We start from the raw sequence: 16397 nt of genomic DNA on the forward strand, positions 1-16397 counted from the left end.
ACTCCGCCGGTTGCGGGGCGGGCGCGGCGGGCCGAAATAGGATTCCATAAAAGGATTCCGTTACCGCACAAGGGTGTTTTTACCTGTTTTCGCACTTTGTTATGCCTCAGCTTTGCGCAAGTCTTGTACATTTGCCATATGTCAAACAAAACAGCAGCTTCCCCCTACGCCGCCGTTTTCATTGATTTTGAAAACGTCTATTATTTCTTAAAAAATCACTTTCATGACCCCCCCGACCTAAACGACTACACCCTGGAGCTGGTGCGCAAGCTGCGTGAGCGCCTGGCCGAACAAGGCAACGACTGCCTGGTAATGAATGCCTACGCCGACTTCGAGCGCATGCCCTCGGCCCCGCAGGGCGCGCTGTACTTAGTAGGAGTGAGCACCCGCAACGTGCTGGGCACCGACCATAAGAATGCCGCCGACATGCAGCTCTGCATCGACGCGCTGGAAATTCTCTACACCCGGAAGGACATTGGGACGTTCGTCCTGCTGGGGGGCGACCGCGACTACATTCCCATGCTGCAACACCTGCGCCGGCAGGCCCGGCAGGTGATTGTGGCGGGGTTCCGCGAGGCTACTTCCGGCGACTTGCTGCAAAACCTGCTGCCGCAGCACTTCTTCGATGCCCGCGATTTGCTCTCCGAGGAGACGGTGACGGCGCTGGAGCAGCGCCGCCTCGATAGGGCCAAGCAGCTGGAAGACAGCCGCCGCCTGCGCGAGCACGGCATGGCCGGCGCACCCAACCCTATTGCGCTGGCTCTGCGGGCCAGCCAGGCCGCTGCCGCCGCTACCGATGAGAATGGTGAAACAACGGAAGACGAAAATGGTGAAGCCCGCGAGCCGGGCCCGGTGAACACGGCCCCGCCCGGTTACCCGCCGCTCACCAGCTCCATTGTCAACACTATTTCGAGCACGCCGCGGCCGTATGTGCCCACCATGGCCAGCAACCGGCCCATCACGACACCCGACGAGCCGGTGCCGTTTGCGCCGCCCAAGCGCCTCATCCGCGAGCACGAGCACCGGGTGCTGGAACTGATGCTGGGCGAGTTTAGCAAGCTGGAGCTCAAGCAGCAGCGCCGCGTGTCGGAGCTGTGGCTGGGTCCCTTTATGCGTTTGCTGACCGATGCCCTACCCGAGCTGCCCGACTGGGAGCGCCGCGACCTCATTAACAAGCTGCGCGACGCCGGGGCCATCCGCATCGAGAAGCGCGAGGGCGAGCCGCACCCGTTTTCGGTGATTGTGGTGAATTACAACCACCCCGACGTGTGGGAAATGCACCCCGGGGGCGAATGAGGCGAGCCTGAATGAGGAATGAAGAAGGAGGAATGTAGAATTGCATGGCCGCGGTTTGTTCTGCTTCGTACTTTTACAGCCTGATTGACCAGACGGCGTTGTCGCACGTCTCCCCCGATTCTTCATTCTTCATTCCTCATTTATCACATGAGCTACATTTCCCAAGCCGAAGCCAGCATCCTGTCCTTGTTCAACGCCGTGAACTCCGGCTTTCTGGGTGATTCGAGCCGCGGGCTCGACCAGATTGACGGCTGGCTGCAGGTGCTGCGCTCGGCCGATACCAGCAGCAGCCGCGCCATGGCTGCCGAGCTGGACCAGCTGGCCCTGCAGTTCCGCAGCAACAACATCGCCGCCGCCGCCGAAACCATGCAGCGTCTGGGCGAGCAAACTGCCGTGGCCGCCGCCGGCATTCACACCTTCGAGGGCACCGGCGACAAGCTGCGTGAGCTGAGCCAGAAGCTTATCGCCGCCGCCGGCAACCTGCGCTTCGTGGCCAAGGCCCCGCAGCCGCTCGAGCACTAAGCCGCCCGGGTTTTACTGCAAACGGCCCGCGCTTCCACAGAGGAGGCGCGGGCCGTTTGGCATTGGGGCTGGGCGCCGCCGCTACTGGCTGGCTTGGGCCTGGCCGGCTTCGAGGCGGCGCAGCTGCTGCTGCAGGGTGAGCAGGGCGGCGTGGTCGGCAGCGGACTGGGCGGTTTGGCGCTGCAGGGTTTCGACGGTGCGTTGCAGGGCGGCGTTCTGGGCTTGCAGGGCTTCTATTTGCTGTTGCTGCTCCTGCACGGCTTGCACGAGGGGCATCACGAACTGGGAGTAGCTGACGGTGTAGTGGTCGTGGGTGGTGGCGGGGTGGTGCACGCCGTCGAAGTGGTAGCCGAGGGTGCGGGCGGCGCGCTCCACGTCCTGCGCCAGGAAGCCGGTTTGGAGGGTGGCGCTGCTGTCGGGGGTGAAGGCCGTGAGCGTGCCGCTGCGCTCGAAGGCGGCGAGGCGGGCGTGGTCGAAGCGGTAGGTGACGGGGCGCAGCTGGCGGATGAATGCCAGGCCGGGCACGTTGGCCTGCACTTCATACTTGAAGCGGGCATCGGAAGCCACGGAGTAGGCCACGGGGCCTTCGACGACGGTGACGGCGCTGTTGCCGAGGCGGATTTTGTTGCTGGCGCTGACGGTGGCGCCGTTGCCGATGGCCGTGGCGTTGGTGAGGTTGGCGGTGCTCACGTCGGCGCCGTTGCCGAGGCAGGTGTTGTTGGTGCCGGTGGTGTTGGTGTCGCCGGTGCTGCGGCCGATGAAGGTGTTGCCGCCGCCGGTGGTGGTGGCCCCGCCGCTGTTCTGGCCGGCAAAGGTGTTGTTGCTGGCGGTGGTGTTGGCGTCGCCGCTCTGGTAGCCGCTGAAGGTATTGTTGGAGCCGGTGGTGTTGCCTTCGCCGCTGCTGTGGCCGCTGAAGGTGTTGAAGTTGCCGGTGGTGTTGGCCTCGCCGCTGGAGAAACCGGTGAAGGTGTTGTACTCGCCGGTGGTGTTGGCGTTGCCGCTGCTGGTGCCGGTGAAGGTATTCTGGTCGCCGATGGTGTTGTTCTGGCCGCTATAGGCCCCGGTGAAGGTATTGTGCTGGCCGCTGGTGTTGTCGAGGCCGGCGTTGGCCCCGCTAAAGGTGTTGTTGAGGCCGGTGGTGTTGGTTTGGCCGCTGTTGATGCCGGTGAAGGTATTGTTGCTGCCGGCGGTGTTGTTCAGGCCGCTCTGGTAGCCGCTGAAGGTATTGTCGCTGCCGCTGCTGTTGCTCTGGCCACTCTGGTAGCCGGTGAAGGTATTGTTGGAGCCGCTACTGTTGCCTTCGCCGCTGCTGCGGCCGGTGAAGGTGTTGAAATTGCCGGAGCCGTTGCCGAGGCCGCTTTGGCTGCCGGTGAAGGTGTTGCTGGCGCCGGTGGTGTTGCTAAAGCCACTCTGCCAGCCGCTGAAGGTGTTGCTGCCGCCGGTGGTGTTGCTTTGGCCGCTGGTGTAGCCGGTGAAGGTATTGGCCCCGCCGGTGGTGTTGAACTGCCCGCTCTGGTAGCCGGTGAAGGTATTCTGGTTGCCGGTGGTGTTGCTCAGGCCGCTTTGGCTGCCCGTGAAGGTGTTGCGCTGGCCGGTGGTGTTGACCTGGCCGCTGTTGCTGCCGAGGAAGGTGTTGCTGAAGCCGGTGGTATTGGCCTGGCCGCTGTTGGTGCCGGCAAAGGTATTGCCGCTGCCGGTGGTGTTGGTTTCGCCGCTGTTGCGGCCGAGGAAGGTGTTGTTGCCGGCGGTGGTGTTGGCCGCGCCGCTGTTGGTGCCGAGGAAGGTATTGTTGTTGCCGGTGGTGTTGGCCGTGCCACTACTGAAGCCGTCGAAGGTATTGTTGCTGCCGGTGGTGTTGGCCTGGCCGCTGGCGCTGCCGCTGAAGGTATTGCCGGTGCCGGTGCTGGTGCTGGCCCCACTGCCGTAGCCGGTGAAGGTATTGTTGTTGCCGGTGGTATTGACGGTGCCGCTGCTGAAACCGCTAAAGGTGTTATTGAAGCCCGTGGTGTTGGCGTAGCCGCTGCTGGCACCGGTGAAGGTATTGTGGCTGCCGGTGGTGGTGCTGGCCCCGCTGTTGGTGCCCAGAAAGGTGTTGGCCACGCCGGTGGTGTTGCTCAGGCCGCTGCCGTAGCCGCCAAAGGTGTTGCTGTTGCCGGTGGTGTTGGCCTCGCCGCTGCCCGCGCCAACAAAGGTGTTGAAGCTGCCCGTGGTGGTGGCCGTGCCGCTGCCGCTGCCGTTGAAGGTGTTGCCCTCGGCGGTGGTGTTGCTGAGGCCGCTGCCGTAGCCAGTGAAGGTGTTGCTGACGCCCGTGGTGTTGTTGCCGCCGCTGTTGCTGCCCACAAAGGTGTTGTTGGTGCCGGTGGTGTTGCGCTCGCCGCTGCTGGCGCCCACGAAGGTATTGTCGGAGCCGGTGGTGTTGCTGCGGCCGCTGCCGCGCCCGGCAAAGGTGTTGGCGCTGCCGGTGGTGTTGCTCTGGCCGCTACTGCGGCCCACGAAGGTGTTGAAGCTGCCGCTACTGACGGCCGCCCCGCTCTGGTAGCCCACATACACGTTCTGGCCGGTGGTGTGCTGCCCGATGTTCAGCCCGCCATCGGCGCGCACGCCCACGCCCACGCCCGCAATGCTCGCGCCGGTGCCCGTCAGGGCATTGCTGCCCAGGTGCACGTTCTGGGTGGCCGTGTGGTTGCCGAGGTGGTCGCCGGGGCCGCCCACGGGGTTGAGCTGGAGCCAGGCGGGGGCGCCGGGCGTGCCGCTATTATAATAGAAGCCGGCCGGCGCGCCCGTCTGGTACACCAGCAGCCCGGTGGCGGGGCTGGCAATGCTGGCCGCTGAGGCCACGCGGGGCAGCAGCACGCCTTTGCTGGTACTGATAATGTCGAGCGCGGCCGAGGCATCGGGCGCGGCGGCGGCGCCGATGGTGACGCCCGACTGGGCACGAATGGCCAGCGGCAGGGCCAGCAGCAGCGCGGGCAGCAGCCGGCGCAGCACGGAGGAGGAGAGAGGCATAAGCAGGAAGCCACGCCAGATGTGGCCCCCGCAAAAATACCCGGTACGCCCCCGGTATCCTATCACATGAATATGTGGTAGCGTACCGGAACCGAGGGAGCCGCCAGCCCCCTCGGCGCGGGGCTACTCCACCACCAGGCGCCGGGCCTGGCTGCCGCTGCGCACCACGTACACGCCGGCCGCCAGCCCGCTGGGCAGGGCCAGCCGGGCCGTGCCGCTGGCATCGGCCGTGGCGGTGAGCAGCACCCGGCCCAGCGCGTCGAGCACTTGCACCGGGGCCCCGGCGGGCAGGCCGGCGGCGGTGGTGGCGCTGCGGGTGGGGTTGGGGGTGAGCGACAGGGCCGCCGCCGGTGTGGGCCCGGCCACCACGCGCACCGGCGAGTAGCTAGCGGTGCCGTCTACATCCACCTGCCGCAGGCGGTAGTAGGTGGTGGAGTGGTGGGTTAGTGGAATGGTGGAATCGAGGAAGGTGTAGGCCGTGGGGCGGGCCGTGCTGCCCTGCGCTTTGACCTCGCCAATCTTTTCGAACTGCTTCCCGTCGGGGCTGCGCTCGATGTCGAAGCGGGCGCTGTGCTGCTCGCTGGCCGTGGCCCAGCGCAGGCGGGCGGCGGGGCCCTCGGCCGCGGCCGTGAAGGTGCTGAGCTCGACGGGCAGCGGGCTGCTGGCCCCGGTGAGGTAGAACTCCGAGAAGTGGTCGGTCACGCTCACCTGGGCCGTGAACCAGTCGGTGCCGCTCAGCACGGTGGCGGGAGCGGGCAGCAGGCGGCGCTGGCCGGCGGGGTCGTTGTCGGTCAGGGTGCAGTTCACGTTGGTGCCGTCGTACTGGCTGGCGTTGAGAGTGGCCAGCGTGGCGTTGGCATCGGCGGCGCTGAGGCGGCTGAGCTCGCTGCTGAGGCCGAAGAAACGCACGCGCACGGTCTGGCCGGGGAAGCTGGCGTTGGTGGCGGTGAGGTAGAAGTTGCGGTCGAGGTAGGCGCGGCTGGCGCGGCCGTCGCGGCGCACGGCGGCGGTGGTGCCGGTGCCCAGGGCCAGCACGCCGGCCGTCACGGTGCCCAGGTTGCGGGTGTCTTCGATGGCGGCCACCACGGCCCCGCCCTGGCCGGCGGGCAGGCGCAGGTAGCGCCAGGCGCCTGCGCCGCCCGTGCCGCTGAGGGTGAGCGGCTCGGTGCTGAGGCAGCCGCTGGCGGCGGCGCTACGGTACACCTGCAACACCTCGAAGGCGGGGCTGCTGAGGCTGCCCACGCCCGCATTGGCTACCACAATGGCACTGCTACCGGCCGCCGCGCCCACCGGCACCACCGCCGTGAGGCTGGTGGGCGAGGTGAACGTGACGCTGCTGGCCGCCACACCCCCGAAGCTGACGGTGCTGCCGCTGGTGAAGCCCGTGCCGGTGAGCACCACGGCCTGGCCGGGCAGCTCGGCCGCCGTGCTCAGGGCCGTGAGGGTGGGCCGCGGCACCTGCTCGTAGTGATTGAGGTTGCCGTCGAGCGTGCCCACGAGCATATCGAGTAGGCCATCGCCGTCGAGGTCGGTGAGAGTGGGGGCCGATTCGGACCCCACGTCGAGGCCATTGAAGCTGGCCGTAACCAGGGCGAAGGTGAGGCCGTTGGCCGCCGTCTGCTCGTAGTGGCCGATGGCCCCGTCGAGCTTGCCCACCAGCATATCGAGTAGGCCATCGCCGTCGAGGTCGGTGACGGTGGGAGCCGAGTCGATGCCTACGTCAAGGCCATTGAAGCTGGCCGTGACCAGGCCGAAGGCGAGGCCGTTGGCCGCCGTCTGCTCGTAGTGGCTGAGGGTGCCGTCGAGCTTGCCCACGAGCAGGTCGAGCAGGCCGTCGCCGTCGAGGTCGGTGACGGTAGGATTGGCATAGTTGCCCACGTTAAGGCTGTTGAAGGTGTTGGTGAGCAGGCCGAAGGTAGGGGCGTTGGCCGCCGTCTGCTCGTAGTGGCTGATGGCCCCGTCGCCTCTACCCACGAGCATATCGAGCAGGCCGTCGCCGTCGAGGTCGGTAAAGGTGGGGGCTGCGTCGGTGCCTACGTCGATGCTGTTGAAGCTGGCCGTGACCAGGCCGAAGGCGAGGCCGTTGGCGGCCGTCTGCTCGTAGTGGCTGATGGTGCCGTCGAGCGTGCCCACCAGCATATCGAGCAGGCCGTCGCCGTCGAGGTCGGCAACGGTGGGGGCCGATAGGCTGCCCACGTCAATAGTGTTGAAGCCGGCCGAAACCAACGGGAAGACATAGCTATTGGCCTTGTCCACGCCAAAGGCCGCCGTGCTCAGGGCGGTGCCGCCGGGGGTGCTCACGCTCACCTTGTGGGTGCTGCTGCCGCGCGGCACAGTCACGGTGAGCTGCGTGGCGGAGTTCACCACGAAGGCGGCGGGCTGCCCGCCCAGGCGCACGCTGCGGGTGGTGCTCAGGTAGCCGCCCAGGTTGGTGCCGGTGACGGTGAAGGTGCTGCCCTGCGGGCCACTGCCGGGCGCGAGGCCCGTGATGGTGGGCACGGGCGCGGCCTGCTCGTAGTGGTTCAGGTTGCCGTCGTTCTCGCCCACGAGCAGGTCGAGCAGGCCGTCGCCGTCGAGGTCGGTGAGGGTGGGGGCCGCATAAAAGCCCACGTAGATGCCGTTGAAGCCGGCCGTGACCAGGGCGAAGGAGAGGCCGTTGGCCGCCGTCTGCTCGTAGTGGCTCAGGGTGCCGTCTCGCTTGCCCACCAGCATATCGAGCAAGCCGTCGCCGTCGAGGTCGGTGAGGGTGGGGGCTGAGTTGTTGCCCACGTCAATCGTATTGAAGCTGGCCGTAACCAGGGCGAAGGTAGGGCCGTTGGCCGCCATCTGCTCGTAGTGGCTGATGCTGCCGTCGAGCTTACCCACGAGCAGGTCGAGCAGGCCGTCGCCGTCGAGGTCGGTGACGGTGGGGTTCGAAGTGTCGCCCACGTCGATGCTGTTAAAGCTGGCCGCGACCAGGGCGAAGGTGAGGCCGTTGGCCACCGTCTGCTCGTAGTGGCTCAGGGTGCCGGCGTCATTGCCCACGAGCAAGTCGAGCAGCCCGTCGCCGTCGAGGTCGGTGAAGGTGGGGGCCGCGTAGCTACCCACGTCGATGCCGTTGAAGCTGGCCGTGACCAGGGTAAACGTCGTGACGTTGGCCGCCGTCTGCTCGTAGTGGACCAGGGTGCCGGTGCTCCTTCCCACGAGCAGGTCGAGCAGGCCGTCGCCGTCGAGGTCGGTAAAGGCAGGGACCGATAAGCTGCCCACGCTGGTGCTATTGAAGCTGTTCGTAACCAGCGGAAAGTTGTAGCTATTGGCCTTGAGCACGCCAAAGGCCGCCGCGCTCAGGGCCGTGCCGCTGGGGGTGCTCACGCTCACCTTATGGGTGCTGCTGCCGGGCGGCACGGTCACGGTGAGCTGGGTGGCGGAATTGACGGCGAAGGCGGCGGGCTGCCCGCCCAGGCGCACGCTGGTGGCGGTGCTCAGATAGCCGCTCAGGTTGGTGCCGGTGAGCACAAAGGTGCTGCCCTGCGGGCCGCTGCCGGGCGCGAGGCCCGTGATGGTGGGCACGGGCGGGGCCTGCTCGTAGTGGTTGAGGGTGCCGTCCTGCTCGCCCACGAGCAAATCGAGCAGGCCGTCGCCATCGAGGTCGGTGAGGGTGGGAGCCGAGAGGTTGCCCACGCCGATGCTGTTGAAGAAGGTCGTGACCAGGGCAAAGGTGAGCCCATTGGCGGCCGTCTGCTCGGAGTGGACGATGCTGCCGTCGTACCTACCCACCAGCATATCGAGCAGGCCGTCGCCGTCGAGGTCGGCGACGGTGAGCGTCGAGTTGGTGCTCACGCTGATGCCGCCGAAGCTGGCCGTGACCAGCGCGAAGGTGCCGCCGTTGGCCACCGTCTGCTCGTAGTGGCTCACCTGGCCGCTATACTTGCCCACCAGCAGGTCGAGCAGGCCGTCGCCATCGAGGTCGGTGAGGGTAGGGGCCGAACGGTCGCCCACGTCAATGGTGTTGAAGCTGGCCGTGGCCAGCGCGAAGGTGCCGCCGTTGGCCACCGTCTGCTCGTAGTGGGCCATGCTGCCGTCGAGCTTGCCCACGAGTAGGTCGAGCAGGCCGTCGCCATCCAGGTCAGTGAAGGTGGGGGCCGAATAAAAGCCCACGTCGATGCTGTTGAAGGTGTTCGTGACCAAGCCGAAGGTAGGGGCATTGGCCGCCGTCTGCTCGTAGTGGCTCAGGGTTCCGTCAAGCTTACCCACGAGCAGGTCGAGCAGGCCGTCACCGTCGAGGTCGGTGACGGTGGGGGCCGAGTAAGTGCCGGCGGTGATGCCGCTAAAGCCCGCCGTGACCAGCGGAAAGTTGTAGCTGTTGGCCTTGTCCACGCCGAAGGCCGCCGTGCTCAGGGCCAAGCCGCCGGGGGTGCTCACGCTCACCCGGTGGGTGCTGGCGCCGGGCGGCACGGTCACGGTGAGCTGGGTGGCGGAATTGACGGCGAAGGCGGCGGGCTGCCCGCCCAGGCGCACGCTGGTGGCGGTGCTCAGGTAGCCGCTCAGGTTGGTGCCCGTGAGGGTGAAGGTGCTGCCCTGCGGGCCGCTGCCGGGCGCCAGGCCCGTGATGGTGGGCACGGGCGCGGCCTGCTCGTAGTGGTTGAGGGTGCCGTCGAGCTCGCCCACCACCATATCGAGCAGGCCGTCGCCGTCGAGGTCAGTGAGGGTGGGCTTCGCGTTAGAGCCCACGTCAATGCCGTTGAAGTTGGACGCGACCTGGGCAAAGGTGAGGCTGTTGGCCGCCGTCTGCTCGTAGTGGGCCATGCTGCCGTCGAACTTGCCCACGAGCAGGTTGAGCAGGCCGTCGCCGTCGAGGTCAGCGACGGTGAGCGTCGAATTACGGGTCACGCCGATGCTGTTGAAGCTGTCCGTGACCAGGGCGAAGGTGCCGCCGTTGGCCACCGTCTGCTCGTAGTGGTTCACATTACCGTCGTACTCACCCACGAGCAGGTCGAGCAGGCCGTCGCCGTCGAGGTCGGTGACGGCAGGGGCTGATTGGCCGCCCACGTCGATGCCGCTGAAACTAGTTGTGACCAGGGCGAAGGTAGTGGCATTGGCGGCCGTCTGCTCGTAGTGCTTCAGGGTGCCGTCGTACTCACCCACCAGCATATCGAGCAGGCCGTCGCCATCGAGGTCGGTGACGGTGGGGATTGATTCGACGCCCACGTCAATGCCGTTGAAGCTGGCCGTGACCAGGGCGAAGGTGAGGGCGTTGGCCGCCGTCTGCTCGTAGTGGCTGATGGTGCCGGCGTTCTTGCCCACCAGCATATCGAGCAGGCCGTCGCCATCCAGGTCAGTGAAGGTGGGGGCCGAGTAAGCGCTCACGTTGATGCCGTTGAAGCTGTTCGTGACCAGCGGGAAGTTATAGCTGTTGGCCTTGTCCACACCGAAGGCCGCCGTGCTCAGGGCCGTGCCGCCGGGGGTGCTCACACTCACCCGGTGGGTGCTGGCGCCGGGCGGCACGGTCACGGTGAGCTGCGTGGCGGAGTTGACGGCGAAGGCGGCGGGCTGCCCGCCCAGGCGCACACTGGTGGCGGTGCTCAGGTAGCCGCCCAGGTTGGTGCCGGTGAGGGTGAAGGTGCTGCCCTGCGAGCCATTGCCGGGGCTGAGGCTGGTGATAGTGGGCACGGGCAGGGCCTGCTCGTAGTGGTTCAGGGAGCCGTCGGTCTTGCCCACGAGCAGGTCGAGCCGGCCGTCGCCGTCGAGGTCGGTGACAGTGGGAGCCGCGTTAAAGCCCACATTAATGGCACTGAAGCTGGCCGTGACCAGGACAAAGGTGGTGGCGTTGGCCGCCGTTTGCTCGTAGTGGCTCAGCTTGCCATAGCCCTCGCCCACCAGCATATCGAGCAGCCCGTCGCCATCGAGGTCGACGACAGTGGGGGTCGAATACTCGCCCACGTCAATGCTGTTGAAGCTGGCCGTGACCAGGGTGAAGGTGCCGCCGTTGGCCGCCGTTTGCTCGTAGTGGCTGATGGTGCCGTCGGCGCGGCCCACGAGCAAGTCGAGCAGGCCGTCGCCATCGAGGTCGGTGACGGCAGGGGCTGCGTAAGTGACCACGTCGATGCCGTTGAAGCTGGCCGTAACCAGGGCAAAAGAGGTAGAGTTGGGGGCCGTCTGCTCGTAGCGGTTCAGGTTGCCGTCGTACTCGCCCACGAGCAAGTCGAGCAGCCCGTCGCCGTCGATGTCGGTGACGGCGGGGGTCGAAAAGTCGCCCACGTCGATGCCGTTGAAGTTGGCCGTGACCAGCGCAAACGTAGTGGCATTGGCCGCCGGTTGCTCGTAGCGGTTCAGGGTGCCGTCGGTCTTGCCCACGAGCAGGTCAAGCAGGCCGTCGCCGTCGATGTCGGTAACGGTGGGAGCCGAGTCGGTGCCCACGTCAAGGCCGCTGAAGTTGGCCGTGACCAGCGGAAAGCTGTAGCTATTGGCCTTGTCCACGCCGAAGGCCGCTGCGCTCAGGACGGTGCCGCCGGGGGTGCTCACACTCACCTTGTGGGTGCTGGCGCCGCGCGGCACGGTCACGGTGAGCCGCGTAGACGAGTTGACGACAAAGGCGGCGGGCTGCCCGCCCAGGCGCACGCTGCGCGTGGCGGTCAAGACGGTGCCCGACAGGGTAAAGGTGCTGCCCTGCGCGCCGCTGCCGGGGCTGGGGGTGCCCACGGTGGGGGCCTGGGCCTGGGCCAGCAGCGGCAAGGCGGCCGGCACAAGGAGTAACACGAGGCGGCGCAGAGCCACAGAGGAGAAGTAGCGCATCGGCAAAAGAATACAGCAGGGAAATGCTTCCAACTACACAGGTTACAAAGGTGCTGCGGGGCCTGCGAAGCCCGACCGCAACAGCCCTTCCCGCCCCAAAGTTCGGCCCCCAGCCCCCGCCGCGCCTCGCATACCTATGCTATATTAGCAGCCGCCCCCCACCAAAACCGGCCGCCCCCACGGGGAGCGGCCGGCCGGGCAAGGGGGGGCAGCGCGTGGCCCGGGGCTAGCCCATCACGGCCACGAGCACGGGCTCGCACCACTGGCCCACCTGGGCGCCCTTCTGCTTGTAGATGGCCTTGTAGCGCCACACCACGGCGGTGCCGGCGGCGGGCAGTGCGTGGGTGTCGGTGTAGCGGGTCTGGTCGCTGGTGTCGAGCTTTTGCCAGCCCTGGCCGTCGGTGCGGTCCACGCAGATGTCGAGCAGGGGCATGTTGTACTTGTGCCACTTCAGCTCGGGGTGGCCGCCGCTGCCGCGCACCACGCTCAGGTCGGGCACGAGACTGCTGGGGTTGGGCTTGGGCAGCGGCGTGCCCTCAATGCCGAGGTCGTTGCCGTCGGCCACCGAATATTTCGGGTTGTTCTTGATGGTGGTGGCAATGTTGCTCACCAGGGCAAAGATGCCGGGCTGGGGCTGCTCGGCGGGCAGGGTGGGGGTGGGCACGGTGAGGGCGCTCAGGGTGGCCCCGGCATCGAGGCCATTGCGCAGCGCCGTCTTAAACGCCGTGATGGTGTTGCCGAAGTGCGTAAACTGCGACTGGTAGTCCAGAATGGCCGCCCACCAGAGCTGCCCGAGCTGCACGTCCTTCATGGTTTCGGGCGTGATGCCGTATTTACTGCTGTACAGCGGCAGCTTCGCCGCGAAGTTGTCGAGCCAGGTTTTGCGCTCTTCATCGCCGTTGGGGAGGTAAAATTGAGTTTGCATTGGAAAAAAAGAAAAAAGGTGAAGGTGAAATCCAGAAAGAATAGCACGGCGGTTGCTGCGCCAGCTGGCATAGCCGGCATGGCTGGTTGGCAGCCTGTCAGGGTTGCGGAGCCTTGGCAGCGCATTCGTAGGCGGCATAGCAGCAGTGCTACGCCACGCAACTGCACTACTGCGCGGCGCAACACCAATGCTGCGCCGCGTAACATTAATATTGCGCCGCATAAAATCGATAGTACGCCGCGTAAAACCAGTGCTGTGCCACGCAACAGTGCTATAGTATGACGCAATACCAGTGCTGCGCTACACAAGATTATTCTGGCGTGGCGCAAGACCAATGCCAGAGGGCACACCAGGGCTCCCACGCCGGGCCGTTTGCCCCGCGCCACCCGCCGGGGGCCTGACGGGCCTGCGGGCAGGGCCGAGCGCTGCCAGGGCAGGCCCAACGGCCTGCCTGTTAGCGGTCAACGGGCCAAATATAGGGGCGCGTTTCGGTTTTGCAATAGCCGCGCGTTATTTTTTTATTCTTTTTTTGGATAGACCCGCCGGCCGGCATTGTCCAACTGGGTAGGCGTATCCGACAATCGGCCCCAGCGGGCACAAAAACGCCGCTCCCGAAGCCGGGAGCGGCGTGTGGCATTGTCGTAAAAGGCCATCGGGCCTGCAGAGGGCCGGGCCGGGCGGCCGGGGCTAGTTGCCGCTACGCAGCACGGTCCAGTTGGTGCCGTCGGAAATGACGGTGACGGTTTTGCTGCTGCCGCTGGGGCTCAGACCGTAGCCAGTTACGCCCGTGGCGTCACCGCCATCGAAGAGCAGGCCGCCGGCGGTGTGAAGGGTGGCCATTTCGCTGCTGCTGTTGTTGCGCAGGTAATACACGCGGCCCACGCAGGTAGTGGGGTTGGGCAGTTGGTAGTGGCTGTTGGTGCCGCTGGGGCTCAGGCCGTTGTAGGCGGTGGCGGTGAGGGCCACGCCGGGGCTGGGGCTGCCGGCCAGGCCATTCGTGACGCCCACGGCCACCGTGCCGGTGGTGTGCAGGGTGCTGGTGGGGGCGGTGGTGCCCACGCCCACGCCATTGTTGAGGACGGTCAGGGAGTTGGGGCCGGCCGTGATGGTGGTTCCGGAGGAGCTATTGAGGGTGAAACCGCCCGTGCTGAGGATGTCGAAAGCCCCCGAGCTGTAGAAGCTGGTGCCGGCGTTGCTGATGAAGCTTATTGCCCCCTGGCTGCTGGCCGACCAGTTGCTGCCGATGTTCAGCATACCCCGGGCACTGCTCAGCGACATGCTGGTGCCGTTGATGTTCAGCGTGCCGTTGGCGTTGCCCAGGGCTATGGTATTGCCGGTGCCTATAAGAAGGTTGCCATTGGGACTACTCAAATTGACGCCCGTGCTGCCCATGCTCAGCGCGCCCCCGCCGGGTGTGAGCAAACTGATGCTGTTGGCGCCGCCGAAAAGGGTGTTGTTGCTGGTGTTGAGGCTCAGGCTATTGACGCCGCTGACCAACGACACCGAGGAGCCGGTAACAGACACTGCCCCGCTCGACGAGTTGCCCACCAGCGTGGTGCCCGTGCCCGTGTTGTTGATAAACGTAGGGCCCGTGACGTTGAGCCCGCCATTGGCCGTGAGCGAGCCGCCCACCACGCCCCCGCCGCCAATGTTGAAGACGGCGCCGGCCTGCACAGTGCCCGAGTTGCGAATAAACTCGTTGCCGAAGGCCGCCGTGGACGTGCTGCTGCCCAGGTTGCCGCTGGCGTCGGCCGTCACGAGGCGGGTGCCGGTGCCGCCCAGGCTTTCGAGGCGCACGTTGCTCGTGCCGGCCGTGCCGGCCACGTGCAGGCGGGCGGCGGCGGCGGTGCCCGTGCCAATGCCCACGTTGCCGGTACCGTCCACGTACACATCGGTGGTGTAGGTGGTGGGCGTGGTGGTCAGGTCGCTCACGTCGGTGCGACCAATCTCGAAGTCCTGCCCCGCCGCGCGCCACAGGCCGGCCTCGTGGCCGGCGTACTTCATCAGACCCACGCGGGCCGCGCCCCCGGCATCCACTAGCAGGCCCTGGTTTTCGCCGTCGATGCGCCCGCTGCCGCCGATGCGGAAGCTGGCGGCCTGCGCGGCAGCGGTTTGGTTTTGCACGAAGTTCGTGGCGGCGGCGCCGGCCACGCTTTCCCAGGTGGCCAGGCCGCTGCCGTCGGAGGTGAGCACCTTGCCGGGGCCGGGCGCGCCGCCGGTAATCTTCACCTGGCCCGCCACCTCCAGGCGGGCACCGGGCGTGGTGGTGCCCAGGCCCAGGTTGCCGTTGGTCAGGAAGCGCGCCCACTCCGTGACGGTGGTGGTGCTGCCGGTGGTGGCCCCCCCGAAGCGGATGCCGCTGACGGCGGCGTTGCCCAAGCCCAGGTTGTTGATAAGCCAGGTTTCGCCCTCGCCGCCGCTGCGGTTCCATTGCAGGTGGGCGCCCTGGGCGCCCACGCCGTTGGAGCCGCCGGCCAGCACGCCGCCGCGCACGTCGAGGCGGGCGCCGGGCGCAGCTCCGCCCATGTCGATGCCCACGTTGCCGTCGCCCTGAATGCGCAGCAGCTCGGTGCCATCGCCGTTGCGGCCTTTGGCATAAAACACGTGCCGGTCGCTGCTGGTCAGCACGTGGTAGTTGAGCTGGCTGCCGCTCACGCCCAGGCCGTAGTGGGCCAGCCGGCTGCCCCCGTCAAAGAGGGTGAGCTTGGGCTCGGTGGTAGTGGGCGAGATGCTCAGGCGAGCGTTGGGCGTGGAGGTGTCGATGCCGATGTTGCTGCCCGGCGTGCTGGGGTAGAGAGCCGCGCCGTTCTGCGTCCACTGCGGGTCCTGAAAGCGCACCGCGCCCCCAGCCTGCTGCGTGAGCACCTGGCCGGGCTGGCCCGCGCCTGCCGGCAGGGTGTAGGCCCCGCCCTGCGTGAGGGTGAGCAAGGGAATAGCCGAGCTGCTGAGCGTATAATTGGTGCCGCACACGGCGGCGCCGGCCACCCACTGCGTCGAGTTCGCGCCCGCCCCCGTAGCCTAGATAACATCAGCCCCCACGGCGGCAGTGTTCACAAAGCACGACTGCACGTAGAGCCCGCTCACGCCGTCCCACTTAAAGGGCGTCGTGAACGGAATCGTGTTCAGCCCCCCCACCGTGCTGATGGTGCCCGTGTACACGGTGGTCATCACCAGGCCCCCATCGGTCGTGCTGCCGACCGGGTTGCTGGGCGCATTGGCCAGCTGCAGCGTGAAGTTGGTAAACGGGGCCGTGCTGGCCTTCGTTGTCACGGTTACGCCCAGGGCCGTCAGCAGCAGGTTGGGGTTCACGCCGGCCCCTAGCAGCACGCTGGCCGGAATGTAGGAAGCCACCCGTCGGCTGTTGTTGCTGCCGTTAAACGGCGACTCGTTTCCGCCGAGAGCGTTGTAAGGGCTTAGCGTGGTGGTGGTGGGCGTGGTGGGTCCCACCTGCAGGCCGGTGGCGGGGTCGTAGCTCACGCCGTTGTTGTCGGTGAGGCGCTGCCACCGGGCGGCCGTGGCCGTGCCGGCGTTGTAGTAGAAGCCGGGCGTGGTGCCGCTGCCCACCCCGCTGGTGGGCGCGTTGGTCTGGTACACCAGCAGCCCGGCCGCCGGGTTGGCAATGCCGAGGCGGGCCGCCGCCGTCAGGCGGGGCAGCAGCAGGCCCTTGCTTGAGCTCACAATATCGAGCGCGGCCGAGGCATCGGGCGCGGTGGTGGCCCCGATGGTGACGCCGGTTTGGGCGCGGGCCGCCAGGGGCAGGGCCAGCAGCGCCGGCAGCAGCCAGCGCCGCCGAAAGTAACGATTGTGCATAAACAGAAGCGTAAGGAGGATAAGTGCAACCACAAAGTTACTCCCGTCGTTCCCGCCGCGCCTCGCA

The 16397-nt window shown here is 66.9% G+C and carries 7 protein-coding genes; 2 read left to right on the forward strand and 5 right to left on the reverse strand.

Features of this window, described 5'->3' with window-relative positions; all coding sequences use genetic code 11:
- Positions 1-138: 138 nt before the first annotated feature.
- Both Q5H93_RS20555 and Q5H93_RS20560 read left to right on the forward strand, forming a co-directional pair.
- The gene (locus Q5H93_RS20555; RefSeq protein WP_305008579.1) at positions 139-1296 is read left to right on the forward strand and encodes an NYN domain-containing protein; all 1158 of its coding nucleotides are present in this window, start codon (positions 139-141) and stop codon (positions 1294-1296) included.
- Between the two features lie 147 nt (positions 1297-1443).
- The gene (locus Q5H93_RS20560) at positions 1444-1818 is read left to right on the forward strand and encodes a hypothetical protein (protein ID WP_305008580.1); all 375 of its coding nucleotides are present in this window, start codon (positions 1444-1446) and stop codon (positions 1816-1818) included.
- A gap of 81 nt (positions 1819-1899) precedes the next feature.
- On the opposite strand, the gene Q5H93_RS20565 is transcribed toward Q5H93_RS20560, so the two are convergent.
- The 5 genes from Q5H93_RS20565 to Q5H93_RS20585 form a co-directional block, all read right to left on the reverse strand.
- Positions 1900-4824 carry a phage tail-like protein gene (locus tag Q5H93_RS20565; RefSeq protein WP_305008581.1) on the reverse strand — a complete coding sequence of 975 codons (2925 nt, stop codon included), beginning with the start codon at positions 4822-4824 and terminating at the stop codon, positions 1900-1902.
- A 123-nt stretch (positions 4825-4947) separates the two neighbouring features.
- Positions 4948-11595: an FG-GAP-like repeat-containing protein gene (locus Q5H93_RS20570; protein WP_305008582.1), complete on the reverse strand. Its 6648-nt coding sequence runs from the start codon at positions 11593-11595 to the stop codon at positions 4948-4950.
- Between the two features lie 226 nt (positions 11596-11821).
- Positions 11822-12520: a hypothetical protein gene (locus Q5H93_RS20575; RefSeq protein WP_305008583.1), complete on the reverse strand. Its 699-nt coding sequence runs from the start codon at positions 12518-12520 to the stop codon at positions 11822-11824.
- Positions 12521-13207: 687 nt separating this feature from the next.
- The gene (locus Q5H93_RS20580; protein ID WP_305008584.1) at positions 13208-15505 is read right to left on the reverse strand and encodes a beta strand repeat-containing protein; all 2298 of its coding nucleotides are present in this window, start codon (positions 15503-15505) and stop codon (positions 13208-13210) included.
- 33 nt (positions 15506-15538) lie between these two features.
- Positions 15539-16330 carry a phage tail-like protein gene (locus Q5H93_RS20585; RefSeq protein ID WP_305008585.1) on the reverse strand — a complete coding sequence of 264 codons (792 nt, stop codon included), beginning with the start codon at positions 16328-16330 and terminating at the stop codon, positions 15539-15541.
- Between the last annotated feature and the right edge of the window lie 67 nt (positions 16331-16397).

Source organism: Hymenobacter aranciens, from assembly GCF_030580865.1.
Lineage (GTDB): Bacteria > Bacteroidota > Bacteroidia > Cytophagales > Hymenobacteraceae > Hymenobacter > Hymenobacter aranciens.

What these genes read in the sequence shown, in the direction of transcription:
- Q5H93_RS20555 (WP_305008579.1), top strand. Translation starts at nt 139, where the DNA reads ATGTCAAACAAAACAGCAGCTTCCCCCTACGCCGCCGTTTTCATTGAT.
- Q5H93_RS20560 (WP_305008580.1), top strand. Translation starts at nt 1,444, where the DNA reads ATGAGCTACATTTCCCAAGCCGAAGCCAGCATCCTGTCCTTGTTCAAC.
- Q5H93_RS20565 (WP_305008581.1), bottom strand. Translation starts at nt 4,824, where the DNA reads ATGCCTCTCTCCTCCTCCGTGCTGCGCCGGCTGCTGCCCGCGCTGCTG.
- Q5H93_RS20570 (WP_305008582.1), bottom strand. Translation starts at nt 11,595, where the DNA reads ATGCGCTACTTCTCCTCTGTGGCTCTGCGCCGCCTCGTGTTACTCCTT.
- Q5H93_RS20575 (WP_305008583.1), bottom strand. Translation starts at nt 12,520, where the DNA reads ATGCAAACTCAATTTTACCTCCCCAACGGCGATGAAGAGCGCAAAACC.
- Q5H93_RS20585 (WP_305008585.1), bottom strand. Translation starts at nt 16,330, where the DNA reads ATGCACAATCGTTACTTTCGGCGGCGCTGGCTGCTGCCGGCGCTGCTG.